At 52.1% G+C, this 21,623-nt stretch carries 28 protein-coding genes; 6 read left to right on the top strand and 22 right to left on the bottom strand.

Annotated features, from left to right (window positions below):
- Nucleotides 1–66: 66 nt before the first annotated feature.
- The 11 genes from NK662_RS00890 to comGA form a co-directional block, all read right to left on the bottom strand.
- Nucleotides 67–294: a hypothetical protein gene (locus tag NK662_RS00890; RefSeq protein WP_254756415.1), complete on the bottom strand. Its 228-nt coding sequence runs from the start codon at nt 292–294 to the stop codon at nt 67–69.
- A 291-nt stretch (nt 295–585) separates the two neighbouring features.
- Nucleotides 586–1,128: a peroxiredoxin gene (locus NK662_RS00895; protein WP_254756417.1), complete on the bottom strand. Its 543-nt coding sequence runs from the start codon at nt 1,126–1,128 to the stop codon at nt 586–588.
- Nucleotides 1,129–1,289: 161 nt separating this feature from the next.
- The gene (locus tag NK662_RS00900) at nt 1,290–1,484 is read right to left on the bottom strand and encodes a YqzE family protein (RefSeq protein ID WP_254756419.1); all 195 of its coding nucleotides are present in this window, start codon (nt 1,482–1,484) and stop codon (nt 1,290–1,292) included.
- 50 nt (nt 1,485–1,534) lie between these two features.
- Complete coding sequence (locus tag NK662_RS00905) at nt 1,535–2,029, bottom strand: shikimate kinase (protein WP_254756421.1); 495 nt, start codon at nt 2,027–2,029, stop codon at nt 1,535–1,537.
- A complete protein-coding gene (comGG, locus tag NK662_RS00910; protein WP_254756423.1) occupies nt 2,026–2,412 on the bottom strand; it encodes a competence type IV pilus minor pilin ComGG in 387 nt (128 codons plus the stop codon). Before comGG ends, NK662_RS00905 begins: the two co-directional genes overlap by 4 nt.
- Nucleotides 2,409–2,942 (bottom strand): competence type IV pilus minor pilin ComGF, encoded by a 534-nt coding sequence (locus tag NK662_RS00915; protein WP_279663113.1) that lies wholly within the window; start codon nt 2,940–2,942, stop codon nt 2,409–2,411. The genes comGG and NK662_RS00915 overlap by 4 nt, the downstream gene beginning before the upstream one ends.
- Nucleotides 2,836–3,147, bottom strand: coding sequence for a hypothetical protein (locus NK662_RS00920; protein ID WP_254756425.1), 312 nt, complete (start codon nt 3,145–3,147; stop codon nt 2,836–2,838). Before NK662_RS00920 ends, NK662_RS00915 begins: the two co-directional genes overlap by 107 nt.
- A 10-nt stretch (nt 3,148–3,157) precedes the next feature.
- Nucleotides 3,158–3,598 (bottom strand): competence type IV pilus minor pilin ComGD, encoded by a 441-nt coding sequence (gene comGD, locus NK662_RS00925; protein ID WP_254756427.1) that lies wholly within the window; start codon nt 3,596–3,598, stop codon nt 3,158–3,160.
- Nucleotides 3,595–3,888: a competence type IV pilus major pilin ComGC gene (gene comGC, locus NK662_RS00930; protein WP_254756429.1), complete on the bottom strand. Its 294-nt coding sequence runs from the start codon at nt 3,886–3,888 to the stop codon at nt 3,595–3,597. Before comGC ends, comGD begins: the two co-directional genes overlap by 4 nt.
- A gap of 15 nt (nt 3,889–3,903) precedes the next feature.
- Nucleotides 3,904–4,938, bottom strand: coding sequence for a competence type IV pilus assembly protein ComGB (gene comGB / locus NK662_RS00935; protein ID WP_254756431.1), 1,035 nt, complete (start codon nt 4,936–4,938; stop codon nt 3,904–3,906).
- Nucleotides 4,931–5,974, bottom strand: coding sequence for a competence type IV pilus ATPase ComGA (gene comGA / locus NK662_RS00940; RefSeq protein ID WP_254756433.1), 1,044 nt, complete (start codon nt 5,972–5,974; stop codon nt 4,931–4,933). The genes comGB and comGA overlap by 8 nt, the downstream gene beginning before the upstream one ends.
- A 223-nt stretch (nt 5,975–6,197) precedes the next feature.
- Between comGA and NK662_RS00945 the strand changes: the two genes are divergently transcribed.
- The 3 genes from NK662_RS00945 (at nt 6,198) to NK662_RS00955 (ending at nt 7,727) form a co-directional block, all read left to right on the top strand.
- Nucleotides 6,198–6,896, top strand: coding sequence for a helix-turn-helix transcriptional regulator (locus NK662_RS00945; protein WP_254756435.1), 699 nt, complete (start codon nt 6,198–6,200; stop codon nt 6,894–6,896).
- Nucleotides 6,897–7,051: 155 nt separating this feature from the next.
- Complete coding sequence (locus NK662_RS00950) at nt 7,052–7,294, top strand: DUF2626 domain-containing protein (protein WP_254756437.1); 243 nt, start codon at nt 7,052–7,054, stop codon at nt 7,292–7,294.
- Between the two features lie 109 nt (nt 7,295–7,403).
- Complete coding sequence (locus NK662_RS00955; protein WP_254756439.1) at nt 7,404–7,727, top strand: hypothetical protein; 324 nt, start codon at nt 7,404–7,406, stop codon at nt 7,725–7,727.
- 24 nt (nt 7,728–7,751) lie between these two features.
- On the opposite strand, the gene NK662_RS00960 is transcribed toward NK662_RS00955, so the two are convergent.
- A complete protein-coding gene (locus NK662_RS00960) occupies nt 7,752–7,961 on the bottom strand; it encodes a DUF3912 family protein (RefSeq protein ID WP_254756441.1) in 210 nt (69 codons plus the stop codon).
- A 218-nt stretch (nt 7,962–8,179) separates the two neighbouring features.
- Between NK662_RS00960 and NK662_RS00965 the strand changes: the two genes are divergently transcribed.
- Complete coding sequence (locus NK662_RS00965) at nt 8,180–8,473, top strand: hypothetical protein (RefSeq protein ID WP_254756443.1); 294 nt, start codon at nt 8,180–8,182, stop codon at nt 8,471–8,473.
- Nucleotides 8,474–8,490: 17 nt separating this feature from the next.
- Here the strand turns inward: NK662_RS00965 and NK662_RS00970 are convergent, their stop codons facing one another.
- The 3 genes from NK662_RS00970 to NK662_RS00980 all read right to left on the bottom strand — a co-directional run bounded on the left by NK662_RS00970 (nt 8,491) and on the right by NK662_RS00980 (nt 10,486).
- The gene (locus NK662_RS00970) at nt 8,491–8,955 is read right to left on the bottom strand and encodes a hypothetical protein (RefSeq protein ID WP_254756445.1); all 465 of its coding nucleotides are present in this window, start codon (nt 8,953–8,955) and stop codon (nt 8,491–8,493) included.
- 82 nt (nt 8,956–9,037) lie between these two features.
- Entirely contained in the window at nt 9,038–10,114 is a 1,077-nt protein-coding gene (locus tag NK662_RS00975) for a CapA family protein (RefSeq protein WP_438503586.1), read from the bottom strand.
- Between the two features lie 183 nt (nt 10,115–10,297).
- Entirely contained in the window at nt 10,298–10,486 is a 189-nt protein-coding gene (locus tag NK662_RS00980) for a hypothetical protein (protein ID WP_254756447.1), read from the bottom strand.
- 167 nt (nt 10,487–10,653) lie between these two features.
- Between NK662_RS00980 and NK662_RS00985 the strand changes: the two genes are divergently transcribed.
- A complete protein-coding gene (locus tag NK662_RS00985; RefSeq protein ID WP_254756449.1) occupies nt 10,654–11,136 on the top strand; it encodes an NUDIX hydrolase in 483 nt (160 codons plus the stop codon).
- A gap of 14 nt (nt 11,137–11,150) precedes the next feature.
- On the opposite strand, the gene NK662_RS00990 is transcribed toward NK662_RS00985, so the two are convergent.
- The 5 genes from NK662_RS00990 to NK662_RS01010 all read right to left on the bottom strand — a co-directional run bounded on the left by NK662_RS00990 (nt 11,151) and on the right by NK662_RS01010 (nt 15,954).
- On the bottom strand, nt 11,151–12,146 hold the full coding sequence (locus NK662_RS00990) for an NADP-dependent oxidoreductase (RefSeq protein WP_254756451.1): 996 nt from the start codon (nt 12,144–12,146) through the stop codon (nt 11,151–11,153).
- 113 nt (nt 12,147–12,259) lie between these two features.
- Complete coding sequence (gene murG / locus NK662_RS00995) at nt 12,260–13,318, bottom strand: undecaprenyldiphospho-muramoylpentapeptide beta-N-acetylglucosaminyltransferase (RefSeq protein WP_254756453.1); 1,059 nt, start codon at nt 13,316–13,318, stop codon at nt 12,260–12,262.
- A gap of 69 nt (nt 13,319–13,387) precedes the next feature.
- Nucleotides 13,388–14,170 carry an ABC transporter permease gene (locus tag NK662_RS01000; RefSeq protein ID WP_254756455.1) on the bottom strand — a complete coding sequence of 261 codons (783 nt, stop codon included), beginning with the start codon at nt 14,168–14,170 and terminating at the stop codon, nt 13,388–13,390.
- A gap of 6 nt (nt 14,171–14,176) precedes the next feature.
- Nucleotides 14,177–14,980 (bottom strand): ABC transporter permease, encoded by an 804-nt coding sequence (locus NK662_RS01005; RefSeq protein ID WP_254756457.1) that lies wholly within the window; start codon nt 14,978–14,980, stop codon nt 14,177–14,179.
- A complete protein-coding gene (locus tag NK662_RS01010) occupies nt 14,977–15,954 on the bottom strand; it encodes an ABC transporter ATP-binding protein (protein ID WP_254756459.1) in 978 nt (325 codons plus the stop codon). Before NK662_RS01010 ends, NK662_RS01005 begins: the two co-directional genes overlap by 4 nt.
- Before the next feature lie 148 nt (nt 15,955–16,102).
- Here NK662_RS01010 and NK662_RS01015 point away from each other — a divergent pair, with 148 nt between their 5' ends.
- Nucleotides 16,103–16,270: a hypothetical protein gene (locus NK662_RS01015; RefSeq protein ID WP_254756461.1), complete on the top strand. Its 168-nt coding sequence runs from the start codon at nt 16,103–16,105 to the stop codon at nt 16,268–16,270.
- A 90-nt stretch (nt 16,271–16,360) separates the two neighbouring features.
- On the opposite strand, the gene metH is transcribed toward NK662_RS01015, so the two are convergent.
- A complete protein-coding gene (gene metH / locus NK662_RS01020; RefSeq protein WP_254756463.1) occupies nt 16,361–19,759 on the bottom strand; it encodes a methionine synthase in 3,399 nt (1,132 codons plus the stop codon).
- The gene (locus NK662_RS01025) at nt 19,756–21,591 is read right to left on the bottom strand and encodes a bifunctional homocysteine S-methyltransferase/methylenetetrahydrofolate reductase (protein WP_254756465.1); all 1,836 of its coding nucleotides are present in this window, start codon (nt 21,589–21,591) and stop codon (nt 19,756–19,758) included. The genes metH and NK662_RS01025 overlap by 4 nt, the downstream gene beginning before the upstream one ends.
- Between the last annotated feature and the right edge of the window lie 32 nt (nt 21,592–21,623).

Below are 21,623 nucleotides of genomic sequence, written 5' to 3' on the forward strand. Positions count from 1 at the left end.
ACCTCTGTCCTCTACCATACCTCGTTTCATGGCAAAACAAAAAAGGTACCGTGAAGTACCCTTTCGCTACTGTTCCACATACTTGCTGAGCATTTCATGGAGACCCTTGTTCACCAGGTATGAGATCTGTTCATCAGACTTATACGGGTAGCGGTCGCGAAGGCGAATGGCCGCCTTCGCCATCAGGTTTTCCAGTACAGACTGGCCGCCTTGCCCGTAAATAGCCTCCGCATATTGCAGCAGCTTCTCATCCTCCAGCGTTGCCGGACGATAGTTGAAAAAGAACTTGCTCACGAAAATCCCCCTTTCTTTGACAGCGTTTTCATTTATATGCTAAAGCAAATTATGTTATTTCTTTCACAATAATGTATGCACAACTTTTTCATAGTTACATTATAAAGCAACATTCGGACAGTGTTAATATATAATTTAAGTCCATTTTGTGACAAATTATTCTACAGTTGCATTGGCATCGAACGAAAAAAGAACCGGCACTCCCCTGCCGGTTCTCCTTCCATCCACTCTTCTGCTATCGCTGCGCTGCTGCCCTGATGAACGTCCCAATCGGAAGAAAGACCTGTAAGCCTACAGCGTCCTTTGGCCGGGTCTCCAGTTCGCCGGGCATAACCCGCCGGTTTGCAGTGCCTGCAGCACGCGCAATACTTCATTTACTTCACGGCCGACGTTATTGTGGTGGACAACCTGATACATCAGCTCACCCTCCGGACTGATGATGAACAGGCCGCGCAGCGCAATGCCTTCTTCTTCAATCAGTACGCCATAGTCACGGGACACAGCATGGTTTGTATCCGCAGCCAGCGGATACCGCAAATCGCCAAGTCCATTTTGATTGCGTTCTGTGTTGATCCAGGCCAAGTGTGTATGAACCGTGTCAGTGGACACACCGATGACCTCGGCATCCAAGTCCAGGAATTCATCATAGCGGTCAGACAGCGCAACGATTTCTGTAGGGCATACAAATGTAAAGTCCATGGGATAGAAAAATAACACCGTCCATTTGTTTGCCTTCATCAGCTGCTCCAGACCTACTCTGCCAAATTCCTTGTTCGGCATAACTGCCGGCATTTCAAAGCGCGGTGCTTGTTTTCCAACTAAACGCTCTGCCATATGTAAATCCCTCCATCAATTCCATTACTATGTTTCCATAACAATCACACTGCCATTATACATAATTTTACATTTGAATCAAAATGGGCCTGCTGCTATTTTCAGATAAGAATAACTCTCGTTACAAAAAAAGAAGCGGCTGCTGATCCGGCAAACCGCTCCTACTCTGCTTTCCTATGCTTAACCGCCTTATAGAGCAGCGCCACACTCAAGGGAAGCACTCCAAACCACCGGGTCAAGAAGGGCGGACGTTCAAAGCGCTTCAGCTGCTTCTTCTCCTGCCTCGCTTCCTTTGGGCTATTCATGTACGATACGACCTGCTGGGTCACAAACTTCACATAATCATTTGTAGACATACTGTTCACCCCCAACCTCAATCTCTGTTACCAGTATATCCAGCTTGCTTTTATTTAATCTTTTCTTCAATTTCAGCTACAATTGCCGCTATGCTTTTGCCTGTAGTATCGATTTGAATATCCGCTTCTTCATACAGAGGCTGCCGCGCCCGGAACAGGCTGAAGAACGCGTCCAGGTTATCCTGCTGCAGCAGCGGCCGTGTTGTATCCTCGCGCAGCCGTTCTGCAATCAGCTCCGGATCGCAATAGAGATACAGCACCGTGCCGTTTCGCTTCATCCACTGCCGATTCTCTTCCTTGCCGACAATGCCTCCCCCTGTTGTAATAATGGCATCTTGACACGGAAGAGCCTGCAGCATCTCCGTTTCGCGGGAGCGAAATACACCTTCCCCTTCCTGCTCAAACATCTCCCTCACCGTTTTTCCCCATTTTCGTTCCACTTCTTGGTCCGTATCCAGCACCGGCACCTGCCACAGCTCCCCCATCGCTTTTCCAATTGTTGTTTTGCCTGCCCCCATAAACCCTGTAATATACAATGTTTTCAATTGAATCGCTCCTCCGCCCATTTGGATAGCTTTGCATGCTCTTTATTATACAAGAACGAAGCCTGGTATGCCCGGTTTCTTGTAGTGGAACAGAAGATCGAAACCTTGATGACAGAGGCGGAAGAAAGCTGATAGGAAATCCGCGCTTTTCCCGTTTCGTCCTCATATTGTCCGGCCGGCGGCAGGGCAGTCCCCTGCTGCAAGGCCCGCTTCGCCTCCTGCACCGCATTGGCCATGAGCTGGTCCAGCAGCAAATACTGCTCCGCTTCAAACTGGAACTGCTTCTCTACACGGACTACCTGCCAATTGTGCAGAAACAGGGATAAAAAAATGAGGGAAAACAACAGCACAGCCGGCAGTACAGCGCCTCTCTCCTCCTTCATCCGATGCGGTCCAGTTCCCAAAACCGAACGACAAGCCCTTTGTGCGCCGTGCCGGCATGGTCCTCCATCTGAATCCAAAGACGGGTGGGAGATGCTCTGTAGGATACGCGGGCCGCTGTTTCCAGCACAACCTCATTCCCCCTTCGATTGACTGTGCGGACCATTTGCTCTCCGCCGCAGAAATACTCCACAGTCCCAATGCCCTCCTGCCACAGCTGAATCCGGTTTTCCCTGATTTCAACCGCATAGGACTCCCGGAAATCCATTTGCAGCTGCGCGAGAAACAAAGTCCATTCCCGTTCATGCAAGGTCCCGGGCTTGGCGGATGGCATCAATACATACAATGGCGGCACCGCAAGACAAAGGACGGCCAAAACAGATACAGAAACCAGCATTTCCAACAGGGTGAATCCTGCTTGTCCGCTAGTGTCTAAGAGCTTGGCAGCGTCTCTCCTCCCTGTTTCGGACACTTGTCCATATCGCACAGACCATACTTCTTTTCTCGTCCACTCTCGTACTCTGAATCTCATATACCACACCTCCCCGCTCCACAGCCTGGCGGCCCGCCGTCATCCCCTCTTCCCGATATTGTGCAGCTGTCTCCTTTAAAAGCAAGGCCGCTTCATAGGATTGCCTCATATGCTTACGCTCCGAGAGCAGGTGCACAGCCTGCGGCAGCAGCAGTGCCGTCAGCATACACAGCAGGCTGAAGGAAGCAAGCATTTCTACCAGCATATACCCATCTTCATTGCAGGAGGCAGGCGAACCTCCCCTGCCCCAAGTAAAACACAATGCGGTACTTCTTTTTTCCGTACGAAACATACATGGTTCCTCCGCGATTCACATTTCCGTCCGCCCCATATGTAACGGGCTGCTGCAGTGTACTCTGGTCTATTTGCAGGCTGCCGTGATACTCCCTCACCAAAACAGTCTGCAGCGTGCCTGCTTTCGCAATCGTATACAAATGCTCCTTCGGAAACATGCGCAGCTGATAGCTCCCGTTATTGCTGATGGCAGCCTGCTGCATAAACATCGTATCCTCCCGAAATTGCTCAACAAATTGCTCCAGCTTCCGGCTCTCATGCCACGGCAGCAAATAAAATAACGGCAGAGATGCCGCCATGCCGGCAATCAGCAGCACAAACAGCATCTCCACGAAAGTAAAGCCCCGTTCCTCCCGTATCATTGCACGGAAACTTCTCCATTGGCGCCAATGATGATACTCTGTCCGTTCGGGCATTTATCTGAGCTGATATATTTATCCTTTATTAAATCCTCTATTGCCGGAAACTTATTTTGTTCTAAATGATACGCCTGCACCTGAACCTCCACTGACTTTTGCAGTGCCGAACATCCTTTAGACTGTACAGACGCACGTTGCTTTGAGATATTTGGAATAATCAACAGCAGCAAAGCAGAAATCACAACCATAACCAACAGCATTTCCAGCAAAGTAAAGCCTTTCTCGTTTCGCAAATGCGTATCCTCCTTTTATATCGTTTGCATCATGTTGAACATCGGCAGCATGATGGCCATGTATAACAAGACCACCAGCAATCCGATCACAAGAAAACAGAGCGGCTGGATGGCCGCAGTTGCAGCGGCAATGAAAGCCTCCAGACGCTCCAGCGCCATTTCGGCATAATCAGCAAGCTCCTCCGCCAATGCGCCATTTGCCTGTCCGTGCGCCACTACATAAACCAGCTCCTTCTCATAGTACGGCCGCTTCTGCAGCTGCTGCTCCAGTCCCTCGCCGCCGGCAAGCGCATGCTTAATTGCCGCTGCTTCATGCTGTAAAAAAGGCTGATGCTGCTGCTGTCCCATCAGAATAAGCGCATCCAGGACTGACAAACCTCCCTGCAGCAGGCTGCTCAGCTGGATGGAAAAAGAGTGGGAATGCAGGGAGCGCAGGCAGGAACGGGCGACCGGGATGCGCAGCAGCCGCTTCATTTGCTCCTCGGCCGGCAGCCTTCGAAAGGAAAGCCGGAAGTAAACAAATCCCAATACAACAATGGCAAGCAGGATCAGACAAAGCTTCGGCAGGGCTTGTAAGATCAGCAAGGGAATAGAAACAGAGCCGGAAGCGGCTTGCACCGAGGTGTACAGACTGGAGAATTGAGGCAGGAGAACTGTGTTGAACAGGAAAACAAGCCCCAAGAAGAAGGTGAGCAGAAACAGCGGATATCGCAGCGCACTCTTCAGCTTGTCAGCGCGCCGCTGTTTTCGTTCCAGCAGCACACTGCTTTGCCTCAGTGCCTGAACGATGTCACCGTGCCGCTCGGCAAAAAACAAATAGCTGAGCATTTCCGCATGGAACTGCAGCCCACAGAACACATCATGCAGACTTTGTCCGGTCTTCAGCTGCAGCACGGCCTCCCGCAGCTGCTCCTGCTTCGCCGCCGGCATGTGCAGCTGGACAAACTCGAGGGCACGCCTCAGCGTGTATCCTTTCTGGAGCAAATCGGCCAACTGCCGGAGCAAGATGGCCTGCTCCTTCAAGCTCCAGCGCCGCCGCTTGTCAGACACGGGCATGCTCTTCCTCGATGTATCCCAACGCATAGCCCTTGTTCACTGTCCGCTGCAGCGTGGCGTATCGGTACGACCGTTTTTCTCCGCGCGCCGCCGCAAGAGCATGGCGCAGTTCCCTGCCATATAAAAGCTCATATACGCTCAGCCTTCTCGTCTGCCGCATTTTCTTGCAAAGCGGGGAGCATTTGCCGTTGCAAAACGGGCATTTCAGCTCTACCAGCCGTTGCGCGGCTACAGCAAGCAAGGAATCCTCCAGCTCCTGCAGCGGAATGCCGAAATCCAACAAGCGCAGCACCGCTCCCTGTGCATCATTCGTATGCAGAGTTGTCAGCACGAGATGCCCAGTCAAGCTCGCCCGCACCGCCACCTTGGCAGTCTGTTCATCCCGAATTTCCCCGACCAGGATAATATCAGGATCATGCCGCAAAATCGCCTTCAGTCCGGTTTCATACGTAATGCCGGCGCGTTCGTTAATTTGAATTTGCAGCATGCCGTCGCTGCGCTTTTCCACCGGATCCTCGAGGGTGACAATACTGCGCTGCGACTGCTTCGCTGCTTCTAAAAGGGCGTACATGGTAGTGGTTTTCCCCGAGCCGGTCGGCCCGGTAAACAAAATGAGGCCGTGCGAGTGATGAAGGAAGGAAAGCAGCGTTTTGGCAGAACTGGGGAATAGAGAAAGCTCGGACAGGGACGGTGCGGAGTCGTGCAGATGGACACGGATGACGAGACTTTCATTATGGATGGTAGGGAGCGTGGACAAGCGCAGATGCATCTGCTGCCCGTTCTGTTCCCATTCCCATGAGCCATTTTGCGGCTTGCGCTTTTCCCCGATGTCCATTCCTGATAAGAATTTGAAATGGGACACGAGACGTTCACAAAAGGCTTTGGAAACGATATGCCTTGTCAGCAGGTCGTGATCGAGCCGCATCTGCACAGCGGCATCCTGGCTGCGCGGCACGAAATGGATATCAGATGCCCGCAGCTCACAGGCTTCTGCCAGCAGCTGCGCGGCAAACTGTTCAACAGAATTCATATGATTCACCTCCTTGCTACCTTATATAACATGACAGAAAGAGGAAGGAAAATGATGACATTCTGCACTTAATCTATGTATCTTGCCAATCCTGTTTACAAGCACGAGAAGAAGACAAGGCAAATATGAACAATTTCCGAACCCTTGTCAAATCCTGTTATTATATAACATTTCCTATATTATAATGTTAGTATCTCCGACAAAGCTAAAGGTGGCGAATCGTATGGAACAAGCTTTAAAGGTAACAAACGTGCTGTCTGATCCAACCCGTTATTATATTTATCAATACATTGCCCAAAAGCATGCAGAGGTCACGGTGCAGGAAATTGCTGATGAATTTCAGATTCATCCCAATGTCGCGCGCCTTCATCTGACAAAGCTGGAAGATGTCAGCATGCTCGTGTCTGAAACAAAGAAAACTGGAAAAGGCGGCAGACCGAGCCGGCTGTACCGGTTGTCCAATGACGTCATTCAACTGCAATTCCCATTCAGGGACTACAAGCTGCTGTCCCAAATTGCCTTGGATACTTTGCTCGGCCTGGGCAAGGCAGGACAGACTGCGCTGTATGAAACCGGAAAGAAATTCGGTAAAGAGCTGATGAACAGGCATTTACAGCAGCATAACGTTGCCGAGGCAGACCTTTCCTTTGAAGACAAGGTGGCAATTGCCCGGGAAGCCCTCATTACAGCAGGCTTGTCCCCGGAATTTGATGTAGTGCGGGAGCAATCCAAGGTGTTTTATCAGGTATACAATTGCCCGTTCAAGGAGCTGGCGCAGGAACGGCCGCATGCGGTCTGCGACATGCACGGCGCCATCATGCGCGGCATTTTCGAAACGCTGTTTGAAACCGTCAGCCTTGTCCGCAGCGACAGCATGCTGCGCGATTGCAAGTCCTGCAACTATCAGCTGGGCATCCATTAATCCGGCCGGGAGCCAGGACACTGGCTCCTTTATAGCGCCCGTCGGTTCATCTTTTCCCTATCCCAACAAAACAATTGTAAATGTTTACAATAGTAAGAAAAGTGACTTATAATAAATAGGGATAAACAATCCATTCAAAGAGAGGGGGAGACGGTATGGATCGCATGTTCCGCGTCCTTGGCTTCTGGACAGGAATCTTTGCCGTTATGTTTTACTTGGGGGATATGTATTCTACGGCATTATTATTTTTCGGCCAAACAGGCTTTTTCGTCTTGCTGAGCTACCTAAAACTGACGGAGCGTATGTATGTCTACGTATTCGGAGCTTACCTGACAGTTTTCTTCATCGGCTTTACATATTATACAACGTTCCTGCTCATTCCGAGCGTTGGACACTGAAACAACAAACGATGGCACCTGCCATCGTTTTTCCCTTTTTCAGCCTTGTTATGCCCCGCTCCCAAATCGTGCACACTAGAACTGACTACATTGAGAAAGGAGCGGGAATATGGACTGGACACAGTCATTTTTTCAGCAGGAAGAGGCAATTGAGATGAAGAGAGAGCTGGAGGAATTCATCAGCTGCGGCAACAGTGTGGAGCAAGCCTTCTCCGTGCTGCAGGAGCGGCGCACTGCCCGCCTCACAGAAGATGACCTGGAATCGGCTGCCCGTGTTTATATGCCGCTCGCTGCCCTGCAGCTGCAGTATGGGGCCTTACAGGAGGATGTGCAGGAGACCGTTCTCTCTCTGCTGTCACAGGGAGAAGCCGCAGACTACCCGGCCGGCGCCGTCACTGCGCTTGAGGAAGAATTGCAGAAGAGGTTTTGGTAAAAGAGGACACAGCACGTCCTCTTTTTATATATACCCGTTTTGCTCGCACCATTCATGAAAATCACGGTAATCCACGTCCACAAGCACCAGGTCTTGAAATTCCACATGCACATGCGCACCATCATTCATGACAAGAGCATACACCCCCCGCCCCTCACGTTGAATGATGCCGATTCGGTTCCGGTACGGTCCATGCTTTACGTATGCCTTTTGCCCTGCTATATCAAAGCTCACACTAATCACCTCGCGTCATTTCTGTATATATATGATGAAAACAAAAAAATAGTCCCGCATTTGTACCATCTTATCTTTTATTACAATATTTTTTTAATTGTTTCACTCTGATAAAAAACCTGTGAAGAATGGGTTCCATCCGTTGAATGTGGACAATAAAGAGGATTACAATACATGAGGTAGGTCTCATGAAAAACTTTACTAAAAGAGGGGTTGCGATGGGAAAAGCAACAATTATGAAAATTAAACAAGCTCTGCGTTTACACGGCTTCGAAGATGTGGAGTATTGCAAACAGACGAAGCAGTTTCAGTTTCACAACAACTCCGACATCATGAATAACTATGTCACCGTCACCTACAGCCGCCATTTCCGCCGCTTCAGCGTCCGTATCCACCCAATCGAGACTTCTAATCCCACTGAGCTTGCCGAGGTGGCACACCGCCTGCAGCGCTGCAGCCAGGCTGCCAAGCAACTGAATGCGATTTTGGAGGACTGCCGTTCTGCCACATAAAAAAAAGAACGTGCGACTCACGTTCTTTCCAGTTGTACCGCTCCGTCAGTCACTTCCTGCAGTATATGTGCCGCCTCGGAAACTGTGACATCCAAAATTGTTTTTTCTCCTTCTAAATACGGAAAACGCGGAATGCGCTTTTCCATTTTTTTCAGTACCTCCGGGGTAAAGACATGTCCGGGCACGCCAAATTGCGTTTCCAGCACCACAACAAGATCCAACAGGTGAAACCCAAGTCCATTAAAGAAAGAAATGAGCTTCTCCTTAGAGGCGCCCCCGCTCCAAACCTGCTGCTCCAGCATTGCGAACAGTTCAGCGCCAAGCAGTTCACTCAACTCTTCATCATGCTCACGCTGCAGAATTTCATCGTAGCCGACGTCATCGGCCAATTCTTCAACTTCCTCTGTGTCTGCAAAAAGCAGCTGTTCACGAGAAGCTCCTTTTTTAAACTCACTCTCCTGCACGGTCTGTAAAAATGTCATGTGGTATACCTCCCTCATAGTCTATGTATAGCTTGTGCTGTTTCCAGCCTTCATATAACAAACCGCCGGTCCAGGCGGTTTGTTAGTGCTTGCGCTTATCAACCATATTGCCGGCCGCATCAAACTCGATGTCATAAGAAATAGATTGCAGGTACTGATACATCTGTGTTTTCTCAGCCCCCTGCAGCGGCTGGATTTGATTATTGCGAATGGTGTACGGCTCGAAGGACATGGAAATGTCCGGCCCCTTGCATTTGAGTGTCAGCACTCCTGTTTCAGCCGCATGGCCCTTCACATATGCGGGAAACAGAAAGTTCCCCAGGGAATAAGCAACCGGTACGCCATTATAATACTCAAACCCCTGCAGCCAATGCGGATGGCTGCCAACAATGGCATTCGCTCCGGCCTCCACCATTTTTTCTGTGTACTGCTTCTGATAAGCTGCCGGCTGGTTGGTCTTTTCCACCCCCCAATGTATGTAGACAATGAGATAATCCGCATCACCTTTTTGCTCCCGGATGGTGCTCACCACCTTGTCCAAGTCATAGGCGCCGGCCACACCGGGGCGATTCTCTCCTGCCACCCAGCCGCCATCCGGCATGAAGCGGACAAATCCCAGAAACTTAAACTTTTTGCCTTTAATCGTGACTTCCTTCGCAGTATATGCTTCCTTGTCATTCCGGCCTGCCCCGACATAAGGAAGCCCCATCGCCTCAACACCGGCAATCGTATCCAAGAGACCGGCAGTCCCATAGTCCAGCGTATGATTATTTCCAATCGACACCATATCATATCCGGTATTTCGAATCGCTTGCAGCGCTGCCGGATCACTCTTAATCCAAAACAACTGCCCCGGCACCTTTTCCGTTTTCGTCGTAAACACGGATTCCAGATTGACAAATGAATAGTCCGCCTTCTCAATTTCCGGCTTTACATACTGAAATGGATAGTCCGCCCCGTATTTCTCCACAACCGGGCGCAGCTGCCAATCAAACATCGTATCACCTGAAAAGGTGATGGAAATTTCCGGTTCCACCTTTGGTTCAACCGGCTTTGCGGCCGGTTCCGGCGCTGTTTCCTTCTGCTTCAGCTTCGCTTCAGCGGTGGCTGCGGTTTTTACATCAGCTTGTCCATGTAAAACGTATGCCGCTGCGACCATACATACAAGCCCCCCTGCCGCGGATGCTGCCAGCAGACGCTTTCTTCTGTCTCTTCTGCTTGCCCTCATACACTTATGTCCCTCCCAATCTCCCTTTGCTAGTCTTATATTACACTAGAATGATATCCGCAGAATATCCCATTGCAAAAAAAAGAGGGGTGCTTCCCCTCTCCCCCAAATCCATTATACACGGCCGCTTTCCGTCTGCTGCTTCTCACAGAGTTTTTGCGTCAAAAGTTCAAGCTCCGCTGCAAGTTCCGACTGTCGCAGTCTCCTCTCTTGGACAAATGTGCGAAAAGCGCCGTACAAAAAGCTGACCACGTACAAGCCGAGACACACAGCCAAAACGATGATTTCCGAGAGACTTAACACGATTTTGCACCTCCTTGACTTATTTCCTCTGCATAACTGGAAGTCCGTCGCCAAATATGTTTTATTGTAGCACATAGTGCCTCAATATTCGAATATTTTCTATCCCGTTATCTAATCGTTCCCTTATTTGCTATACTGGAAGAAAGCTAGAAGAAAGGGTAAAAGCTATGCATAAGTATACCATTTGCTTTATTCAACGAGGCAATGACGTGCTGCTGCTCAATCGTTCCTATTCCCCGAATATGGGGCTGTGGAATGGGGTCGGCGGAAAGCTGGATGCAGGCGAGACGCCTGAGCAAGGCATCCTTCGGGAGGTAATGGAGGAAACGGGCATTCTTCTTTCTGCTGTGTCCTATCGCGGTACTGTGACTTGGAAATCTGATCATGAGGACTGGGGCGGCATGTATATGTATACAGCACAAATGCCGGACATTCCCTATGTGACTCCGCAAGGTGCAGAAGAAGGCATTCTGGACTGGAAGCCGATTGCTTGGGTGCTGGATCCTGAAAATGACGGCGTGGTCAGCAACATCCGCCACTTCCTGCCCCATGCCTTGGCAGGCAGGGTGATGGAGCATACCTGTCATTATGATGGAAATCAGCTCGTTTCGGTTGCTTCCATCGCCTTACAGCACACAGGGGCAGAGTGAACTGCCCCCTTTTCTCATTCGCTTATCTTCACAAGCAGCTTGCCGGTGTTTTCCCCCTTAAATAGACCGAGGAACGCCTCAGGTGTCCGCTCAAAGCCTTCCACCATGTGCTCACGGTATTTGATGCGCCCCTCCTGCACCCATTGCGTCAGCTGCGCGGCTCCTTCTTTAAAGCGCGGCGCATAATCGCTTACGATGAATCCCTTCATCATGGCGCTCTTCATCAGGAGCGGTGTCTGCACACGGGGACCAACGTCTGCTTTCTCCAAATTGTAGGAGGCAATCTGGCCGCAAATGCTGATGCGGGCATGCTTATTGATGAGACGCATGACGAGGTCTGAGAGCGTGCCGCCAACATTGTCGAAGTAAGCGTCCACTCCATTCGGGCAGGCTGCCTTCAGCTCATCCTTCAGCTGATCACTCCTATAGTTGACCACCGCATCAAAGCCAAGCTCATCCCGTAAATAAGCAAGCTTTTCATCGGATCCGGCGATGCCCACTGTCCGGGCCCCCTTGATTTTGGCGATTTGGCCGACCGTCATGCCGACCGCTCCGGCTGCCCCTGATACAACAACTGTTTCGCCCTTCTGCGGCTGGCAAATGTCCAACAGACCAAAATAAGCGGTTAAGCCAGGCATACCAAGCACACCCAATGCTGCTGTTGCATACCTCTCATCCACCTTGCGGACCTGCTTATCCCGGCAAACCGCATGGCGCTGCCAGCCCCAATCGCCAGTTACTGTATCGCCTGCCTGCAAATGTTTGGACTTGGATGCCGCGACAATCCCGACGGCACCGCCAGTGATGACTTCCCCAACCGTAAAGGGGGCAATATAGGACTTGCGGTCACTCATCCGCCCCCGCATGTACGGATCAACGGAAATATACGTTGTGCGAATCAGCACCTGCCCTTCCTGCAATTCCGGCAAGCTCACTGCTTCAAAGCGGAAATTTTCTGCGCTCGGCATACCAGCCGGGCGGCTGGCCAGCACAATCCCTTCTGTCTGCATTTCTGTTCCCCCTCATATACTGAATGACCATTCACTTTATTGTACCATCTTTTTACAAATAATAGATAGGTTTAATAGACAGCATGCAAAGAAAAAAGCCGGACCTCTTCAGGTCAGGCTTTCTCCAAATAGGAAAGAATTTGCTTCAGCGTATCCTCTCCGCTGTATTGCTTCATATTTTGCAGGTAACGCTGCTTGTTCTCCGCCACCTCTTGAATGGCTGCCGCGAGTGCTGCCGGCGTCAGACCTTCCTCCTGCAGCACATGGCAATAGCCCTTCTTCTCAAATGCCTGCGCATTTAAGATTTGGTCTCCGCGGCTTTGTGCGCGTGATAACGGAATCAGCACCATCGGCTTATGCATCGTCAGAAATTCAAAGATGGCATTGGAACCGGCACGGGAAATGACAAAGTCCGTTGCCGCCAGCAGATCCGGAAGCTCCTCGCTGACATACTCGAATTGCCGGTACCCCGACGTACCTTCCAAAGCCGGATCCAGGTTGCCCTTGCCGCACAGGTGAACCACTTGGTAGTTTGGCAGCAGCTTCGGCAGCAGCTCCCGCACAGCTTCATTAATGCGGACAGCGCCCAGGCTGCCGCCCATGACGGTAATCACCGGTTTGCGGAATGTGAAGCCAAGGAACCGAAGCCCCTTTTCCTTGCTTCCCTGCAGCAGCTCTTCCCGGATCGGCGCCCCGGCAAAAATCGTCTTGTCTGCCGGCAGATGCCGCTTTGCTTCCTCAAAGGTTACAAAAATCTTACTGGCAAATTTAATGGCAATCCGATTCGCCAGGCCAGGTGTGATATCTGACTCATGCAAGTAGACCGGCACCTTGTTCAGCCAGCCGCCGATGACCACCGGCACAGATACAAAGCCGCCCTTTGAGAAAATGACATCCGGCTTCTGCTTGCGGATGATCCAAGATGCCTCCATGACACCCTTCACGACCCGGAACGGATCCTTAAAGTTCTTCCAGTCAAAGTAACGGCGCAGCTTCCCGCTGGCAATGCCGCTGTACGGGATGCCGGCCCGCTCAATAATCTCCTTTTCAATCCCCGTTTTGGAACCAATGTAATGCACGTGCCAGCCGCGCTCCTTCAGCTTTGGAATCAGGGCAAGGTTCGGCGTTACGTGCCCGGCAGAACCTCCGCCTGTAAAAATAATTTTCTTCACGGTGACAGCTCCCTCTAAAAAGATTTCCTATTCTATAGTACACGATGGACGGGAACTTTCAAAAGGATTTTACGAGCCGGTTGAGCGGTAATGACGGACGCCAATGTGCCACAGGATGAGACAAGGGAGGATAAACAGCCCGCCAAGCAATGGGGCAAGGACAGCCAGCACTTCATGTCCTTCGCTTTTTCCCAGGATATACATGAGCGGAATATAGTTAATGGTGCCAAACGGAATGACATAGGTAAAAAATTGTGTCAGCCATTTCTGGTAAATGTTCAGCGGATACTGCGCCATTTCCCGGCCGCCGTCTGTAAAAATATTGGTAACCTCAAGCCCCTGCACCGTCCAGAAGCAAACTGTAGCCATGAGAATATAAATGCCGCTGAAAATGAGTAAGCCCCCCAGGAGCATGAAGCAAAGTGTCAAGACCTTCAGCACCGTCCACTCCACTGATACATGAAGCAAAGCCCACACCAGCACCACAAGTCCCTGTAAAAGCCTGCCGACTCTCGTAAACTCAAATTTTGACCCCAGCACCTGCAGCACGGTGCTGCGAGGCCGGACGAGGAGGCGGTCGAACTCCCCCTTCACAATCATGCCGGAGAAGCTGTCAAAGCCGCGGATAAAGCATTCACTGGCCGCAAAGCAGGAGTGAATGACCCCAAAGCAGAGTGCCACCTCATAAAAATCCCATCCCTTTACCTGTCCGAAGCGGGCAAAAAGCAAATACAGGCCGGCAAACACAGCCAGCGGGATGAAAAACTGGCCGATGGTCACGAGCCAAAAGGAAGCCCGGTACTGCATTTGTGCTTTAAATAAGATGGTTATATATCGCCAATATAGCTTCATAGACTCTCAGCCCCCCTGTACAACAACGCGCCGCAGCACCGAGCGCATTGTTTTTTTACCAAGCCAAATAAGCACCAGCAGCCATGCAATTTGCTGAACGATGCCCCATAATGCCTCCTGCGTCGGAATATGCCCGGAATAGACCCGGAACGGAAAGTCCACGGTCAGGCGGAACGGCAGCACGTATAAAATGCGCTGCAGCCAATCCGGCATAAGTGGAAGCGGCACAATCATGCCGGACAAAAATTCCCCGGTAATCGCGAAGATAAGCAGCGAGCCGATCGGAGACATTGTGATGAACACGGAGATGTAAATGAACATGGAAATGGCCACAAGCAGGAGCAGGCCAATCAGCAAGGCAAGCACAAACAGACCGCCCTGCCATGGGCCTGGCGGCAGACTGAGCCCGTACGGTGTTGGCAGCCAAAACGCAATCAGCAGAATCGGCGCAAAGCGAAGCAAGGCTGCCGACAGCCGCTGTGCCAGCAGCTTCGCGTACCAGAAGCTGTACAAATCAGCGGGGCGGCATAATTCATAGGCAATATTGCCGCTTGTGATCAGGTCAAACAGCTCATTGTCGCGGAACCACAGCATGATAAAGGCCAGAAACGCCTGCTGCAGCCATACATATGTAGTCAGCTGCTCCAGTGAAATAGGCTGCTTCCCGGCTGCGCCGCTGTAAAACGCTTGAAACAGCATAATATAAATCAATCCCCAGAAAAACTGCGTGGCCACGCCGGCCCATGCAGCTGTCCGATATTGCAGACCGGTTTGCAGGCGTAACTTCAGCACAGCATAGTACGTATTCATATTTCGTACTCCTTATAGAGCTCCAGAATGATTTCCTCAATCGGCCGCGCTTCCACCGCCACATCCACAAGCTCCACTTCCCGCGACAAGGCCGCAATCACTTCTGAGACAGCTGCCGCTTCCGTGTCCACAGAGAGCACAGCCCGCTCCGGCGACCAGGAAAGCATTGCGGCCCCCGTAATCTCAAACGGCCGGTCTTGTCTGCTGTAATCGGCGGTAATGGTCTTTTGCGCCCCGAATTGCCGGCGCAGCTCCTGCAGACTGCCATCATACAGCAGGCTTCCCTTCCCGATTAGAATAACCCGGTCGGCCAGCGCCTCAATATCACTCATATCATGAGTTGTTAAAATTACGGTGACGCCCTGTTCCTCATTCACCTTTTTGATAAATTGGCGCACTGCAAGCTTGGAGACCGCATCCAGTCCGATGGTCGGTTCATCAAGGAACAAAATCTTGGGGCGGTGCAGCAGCGAGGCCGCAATTTCGCAGCGCATCCGCTGGCCCAAACTCAGTTGCCGCACCGGTGTATGTAAGATTGCCTCCAGCTCCAGTGCCGCCGTTAATTCTTGTAGGCTTTGTTCATACTGCTCCTGCGGCACCTTATAAATATCCCGCAGCAGCTCGAACGAATCCAGAACCGGCACGTCCCACCAAAGCTGTGAGCGCTGGCCGAACACCACCCCGATATGCTGCACATACTCCGTCCGATTCTTCCAGGGCGTGAAGCCCATGATGCTGCAGCTGCCCCCATCCGGCACAAGAATGCCGCTCATGACTTTAATCGTTGTTGACTTGCCGGCGCCATTTGGCCCGATATAACCGACAATCTCCCCCGGCGCAATCGAGAACGAAATATCTCTCAGTGCCTCCACTGTTGTGTGCTTCCGGTAAAAAAGCGCTTTGGCTGCCTGCCGCAAACCGGAGGCGCGCTTCGCCACCTTGTAGGACTTTCTGATTTCATGCAATTCAATCAACCTCGTTCCCCCCTCAAAGAAAAGTCACAGAGGAACATATTACCATTCTCATTTTTTCAATGTCAAGAATTTTTTGTATATTTAATCTGTAGGAAAATTTCTTTTTGCGCATGCTTCCTATACAATGATGGAGAAGGAGAGATGCAGGATGAGATGCGGCGAAAAGTGCTTTATCGTTCATATAGAGATTGCGGGGAACAAGCAAGTAAAGTCCGTGCATGCGCGGACACCTGTGGATGCAAGAAAGGCTGTCCGGAAGGAATATGGGGCAGCGGCTCAAATTCTGTCAGTTGCAGAGGAGAGGAAACAAGAGTAGCGCTTACAAGAAATGCTTCCCTTTCTCTACAAATAGCTGTCTTTGTATGTAAAAAGCAGCAAAGGCATATGTGCCTTTGCTGCTTTCTTCTTACAATACGCTGAAATAACGCGCCTCCGGATGGGCAAATACCATTGCCGTAACAGAAGCTTCCGGTTCCATCATATGGCCCTCTGTGAGGGAAATGCCAATTTCGCCGGGATTGATGAGACGGAACAGCTTTTCCTGATCCGCCAGTTCCGGACAAGCCGGATAGCCGAAGGAAACGCGGATGCCCTGGTACTTGGCACGGAAGCGTTCTTCCATGGTCATGTTAACCGGATCCGGGAAGCCCCAGCGGTCGCGGAGGAGCATGTGCGTGCGCTCCGCCAAGCCTTCCGCCAGCTCCAGCGCCAATGACTGGATGGCGTGGCTGCGCAGGTAGTCTCCCTTTTCCTTCCACTCCTCCGCCACAGCACGCACTCCTGTGCCGACGCTGACAGCCATGAAAGCCACATAGTCCATCTCACCGCCGACAGGGCGCAGATAGTCTCCCAGCGTGCGGTGCGGGGTGCTCAGCTGGCGCGGGAATGTGAAGGTTTCAAGCACCTTGCTATGGTCCTGCGGATCATAAATCAGAATCTCCTGGCCGCGGCTTTGGGCTGGGAAGAATTGATAGACAGCACGCGGCTGCAGCCAATTTTCCCCTTCCTTCAGCAGGATATCCACAAGCTCGTTCAGCTCATGCGCCCGTTTATCGCCTTCCTCGAGCAGCTTCTTCACACTGCCCTTCAGCCCGAGATGATGGCCAAGCAGCATCTGGCGGTTCAGGAACGGCGCCAAATGGGAGGCTGGAATATCGCGCAGCACGACACGCTTCGTGGAATCCGGCGAGAACACCGGCGCCGGCGGCAGCGGCACAATGTTCATTTGCTCCGGCAGAGCACGCTCTTTTACGGCCGGCGCAGCCGCGAGCTTCTCCTGCTTTTGTACGAAGAACTTTTCACGTTCCTCCTCCTTTTGCAGGCGATTTGCCAAATCCAGGCCGTTCATGGCATCACTGGCGTACAGGACAAGGCCGTCATAGGCTGGGGAGATGCGGTTATCGGTGAACTTCCGCGTCAGAGCAGCGCCGCCGACCAAAATCGGAACATCAATTTCAGCTGATTTTAAGTCCTCCGCCGTCGCCACCATCTGCTGAGCGGATTTTACAAGCAAGCCGGATAAGCCAATGATGTCCGGCTGGTGCTTCTTGACCTCCTGCACCAGCTGGTCCGAGCGGACGTTAATGCCCAGATTCACAATGTCATAGCCGTTGTTGGAAAAAATAATGTCCACCAGGTTTTTGCCGATATCATGCACATCGCCTTTTACCGTGGCAAGGATAACCTTGCCCTTCTTGGCGCTGTCGCCCTTCTCCATATGCGGCTCCAGATATGAGACAGCCGCCTTCATGCTTTCAGCGCTTTGCAGCACTTCCGCCACAATCAGTTCATTGTTGTTGAACAAGCGCCCCACCTCGTCCATGCCGGCCATAAGCGGTCCATTAATGACATCGAGTGGACGGCGGCCTTCATCCAACGCCAGCTGCAGATCATCATACAATCCTTGCTTTGTTCCCTCAACAATATAACGGGACAAACGCTCATCCAGCGTCAGATGTTCCATGGAGACCTCTTCTTTTTTCACCGCATTCCGGTAAAATGCTGTGAACTCGTCCAGAATCTCCTGATTCGTTTCGAACAAGAGACGGTCGGACAAGGCCTTTTCTTCCTCCGGAATGGAAGCGTAGCGCTCCAGCTTTTCTGTGTTGACAATGGCATAATCCAAGCCGGCCTTTGTGGCATGGTGCAGGAACACAGAATTCAGCACCTCGCGTCCCGCCGGCGGCAGGCCGAAGGAAATGTTGCTGACACCCAGAATCGTTAAGCACTCCGGCAATGCTTCCTTAATGAGGCGTACGCCTTCAACTGTTGCGGCGGCGGAGCCGATATACTCTTCATCCCCTGTCCCAACCGGGAACACAAGCGGGTCAAAGATAATGTCGGATGGGCGGATGCCATATTTCTTTGTCAGCAAATCGTAGCTGCGCTTAGCAATCTCCAGCTTGCGCTCTGCCGTTACGGCCATCCCCTTCTCGTCAATGGTGCCGACCACAATCGCGGCACCGTACTGCTTCACCAGCGGCAGCACCTTCTCAAAGCGCTCTTCGCCGTCCTCCAGGTTAATAGAGTTAATGACGGCTTTTCCCTGCGAATATGTTAAGGCACGCTCAATAACCGTCTCATCCGTGGAGTCAATCATAAGCGGCACCTTAATCATTTTTGTTACCGCCTGCAGAAACTTCTCCATGTCTTCCATTTCATCGCGGTCCGGGTCAGCCATGCACACATCAATAATGTGGGCATTCCGCTTAACCTGGGCGCGGGCAATTTCAGCCGCCTCTTCAAACCGGCCTTCCGCGACCATACGTTTGAAGGCGCGGGAGCCGATGACGTTTGTACGTTCGCCGACAAACAGCGGACGCATGGAGTCATCATACTGCAGCGGCTCCAGGCCGCTGACCGCATGCCCCTTGCGCACAAGCTTCCGGCGCGGCGGCAGGGTGCTCAGTGCCTCTTTCATCGCCCGGATATGCGCCGGCGTTGTGCCGCAGCAGCCGCCGACAATATTCATCCAGCCTTCCTCTGCAAAGGCTTTGACCTTCGTTGCCAAGGATTCCGGCGATTCATGGTAGTGACCGTCCTCGTCCGGCAGACCAGCATTCGGATAGCAGGAAATATAGCTTTCGGACAGTCCCGCCAGAGAACGGATATGGTCGCGCATGAACTCCGGTCCCGTCGCGCAGTTCAACCCGACGGACAGGGGCTGCAGATGCTCAATAGATAGATAGAATGCCTCAATAGTTTGGCCCGCCAGCGTTGTCCCCATCGGCTCAATGGTGCCGGAAATCATCACCGGGATGTTCCGGCCGAACTCGGCAAAAGCAGCCTCAATGCCAAGAGCTGCAGCTTTTACATTGCGCATATCCTGGCTTGTTTCTACAAGCAGCACGTCCGCGCCGCCGCGCAGCAGACCCCTTGCCTGGCGGGTGTAAGCCTCAATCAGCTCTTCAAACGTGACGCCGCCTGTTACACTGATCGCCTTCGTTGTCGGCCCCATTGCCCCGGCTACATATACATCTCTGCCGGACTCTGCCGCCGCCTGCTTCGCAAGACGGGCAGCGCGCTCGTTCAGTTCTTCATCCAGGTGCTCCAGGTTATAGTCGCTCAGCACAATATTGGTGGCACCAAATGTATTGGTCTCAATAATATCGGAGCCGGCTTCAATATAAGCACGGTGAATATCTACAATCACATCAGGCCGTGTGACCACAAGATACTCGTTACAGCCTTCATATTCCTCGCCGCCAAAGTCATCAGCCGTCAAGTCGGCCTGCTGAATCATCGTACCCATGGCTCCGTCTAAAATGAGAATGCGTTCCTCGAGTGCTTGTTGAATGGGTTTCATAAGCTTGCTCCCTCTCTTTGCTGTTGTGCCGCGCGGACGTGGCCGGCCAAAACTTCTGTCATTTCATAGCGCAAGAATGGCGTGATGAGGTAAATGCCGTTGAAGAGCTTCATGGCTTCATCCAGCAGCTCCTTCGCGATGCGCACCCCTTCCGCCGCCGCGCTCTCCGGTGTTTCATGGCCGTCCATGCGGCGTCTGATTTCATCCGGCAGCGTGATGCCCGGCACCTCGTAGTGCAGGAAATCGGCATTCCGCTTGCTGACAAGCGGCATGATGCCGATAAATACCGGCTGCTCTGTATGCTTTGTTGCTTCATACGTTTTATATAACACTTCCATATCATACACCGGCTGGGTCAGGAAGTAATCCGCCCCCGCTTCAATTTTCTTCTCCATCCGACGGACTGCCGCATCCAGATGGCGTACATTCGGGTTCAGGGCTGCCCCGATGGAGAAGGAGGTCGGTGTTCCAATCGGCTTGCCCAGCGGTGAAAGCCCGCTGTTCATCTCTTTAATCATTTTAATAAGATCAAAGGAAGACACATCATACACAGATGTGGCACCCGGGAAGTCGCCGACACGGGCCGGGTCTCCCGTCAAAGCCAGCACCTCGTGAATGCCGAGAGAGGAAAGGCCAAGCAGGTGGGACTGCAGACCGATTAAGTTATGGTCGCGGCAGGTCAGATGCGCCACAACCGGGATGTCGTAACGGCCCAGCTGCGCACCCATCGCCATATTGGACACCCTCGGTGAAGCAAGGGAATTATCCGCCAGCGTGATGGCGTCCGCTCCCGCCCTTTTCAAGGCTTTTGCTCCTTCAAAAAACTTGTGCGTCTGCAATGTTTTCGGCGGGTCCAGCTCGACAATGATGGTTGTTTCTGTCTTTGCCTTCTCCGCAAGTGTTTCACGCTGCAGCGGGACACGGTTTGTCACGGTATAAGAAGCCGGGCGCACTTCCACATGCTTGCTCTGTGCAGGCTGCACCTGCTCCAGAGCCCGCTTCAAGGCTGCAATATGCTCCGGCGTTGTGCCGCAGCAGCCGCCAAGCAGGCGTACACCCTGCTGAACGAACTCCGCTGCCATATCTTCAAAATATTTGACACTGCCTTCATATACATAGCGGCCGTCTGCATACTTCGGCAGGCCGGCGTTCGGATAGGCTGACAGATAGCCCGTTTGCGGCACATCCATTGCCTTCAGCGACTCAATCATATGAAGCGGGCCGAGACGGCAATTCAGGCCGGCCACATCCGCCCCCTGCTCCAGAAGCTCCCGCAGCACAGCTTCTGCATATCTGCCGCTTTGCGTCAGGCCGGCTTCATGCAGAGCCAGCTGCGTAACAATCGGCACGTCTGTTTGCTTACGCAAAATGCGAAGCGCATGCAGCAGCTCTTTCTCATCGTAGAAGGTTTCCAGCAGCAGTCCGTCCACATCTTCTTCAAGCAGGGCATGCGCCTGCTCCAGCAGCATAAATTCCCTGTCGGCGTCCGTTGTTGTAATCGCCCCGATGTGCTTCATGCCCCCGATTGTTCCAAGTATAAGTGTATCTTTGCCGGCTGCCGCTTTTGCATTGCGCACGGCTGCCCGGTTAATGCGGGCCACTTCATGCTCCAGGCCATGCATCCGCAGCTTGCCTTCGTTGGCTCCATATGTATTGGTTTGCAGCACATCCGCACCCGCCTCCACATATTGCCGATGAATTTGCGTGATGCGCTCCGGTTCCTTCACATTCAGCTCCTCAAAACAGCTTTGCAAACCGTAGGAATACAGCAGTGTGCCCATCGCGCCGTCTCCAATGCTGATTCCGCTCTGCAATCTCTCCAACAATCTCACAATCTATCTCCTTCTTTCTCTTTCAATATGGA

The sequence above is a fragment of the Ectobacillus ponti genome (genome assembly GCF_024294785.1).
Taxonomy (GTDB): domain Bacteria; phylum Bacillota; class Bacilli; order Bacillales; family Bacillaceae_G; genus Ectobacillus; species Ectobacillus ponti.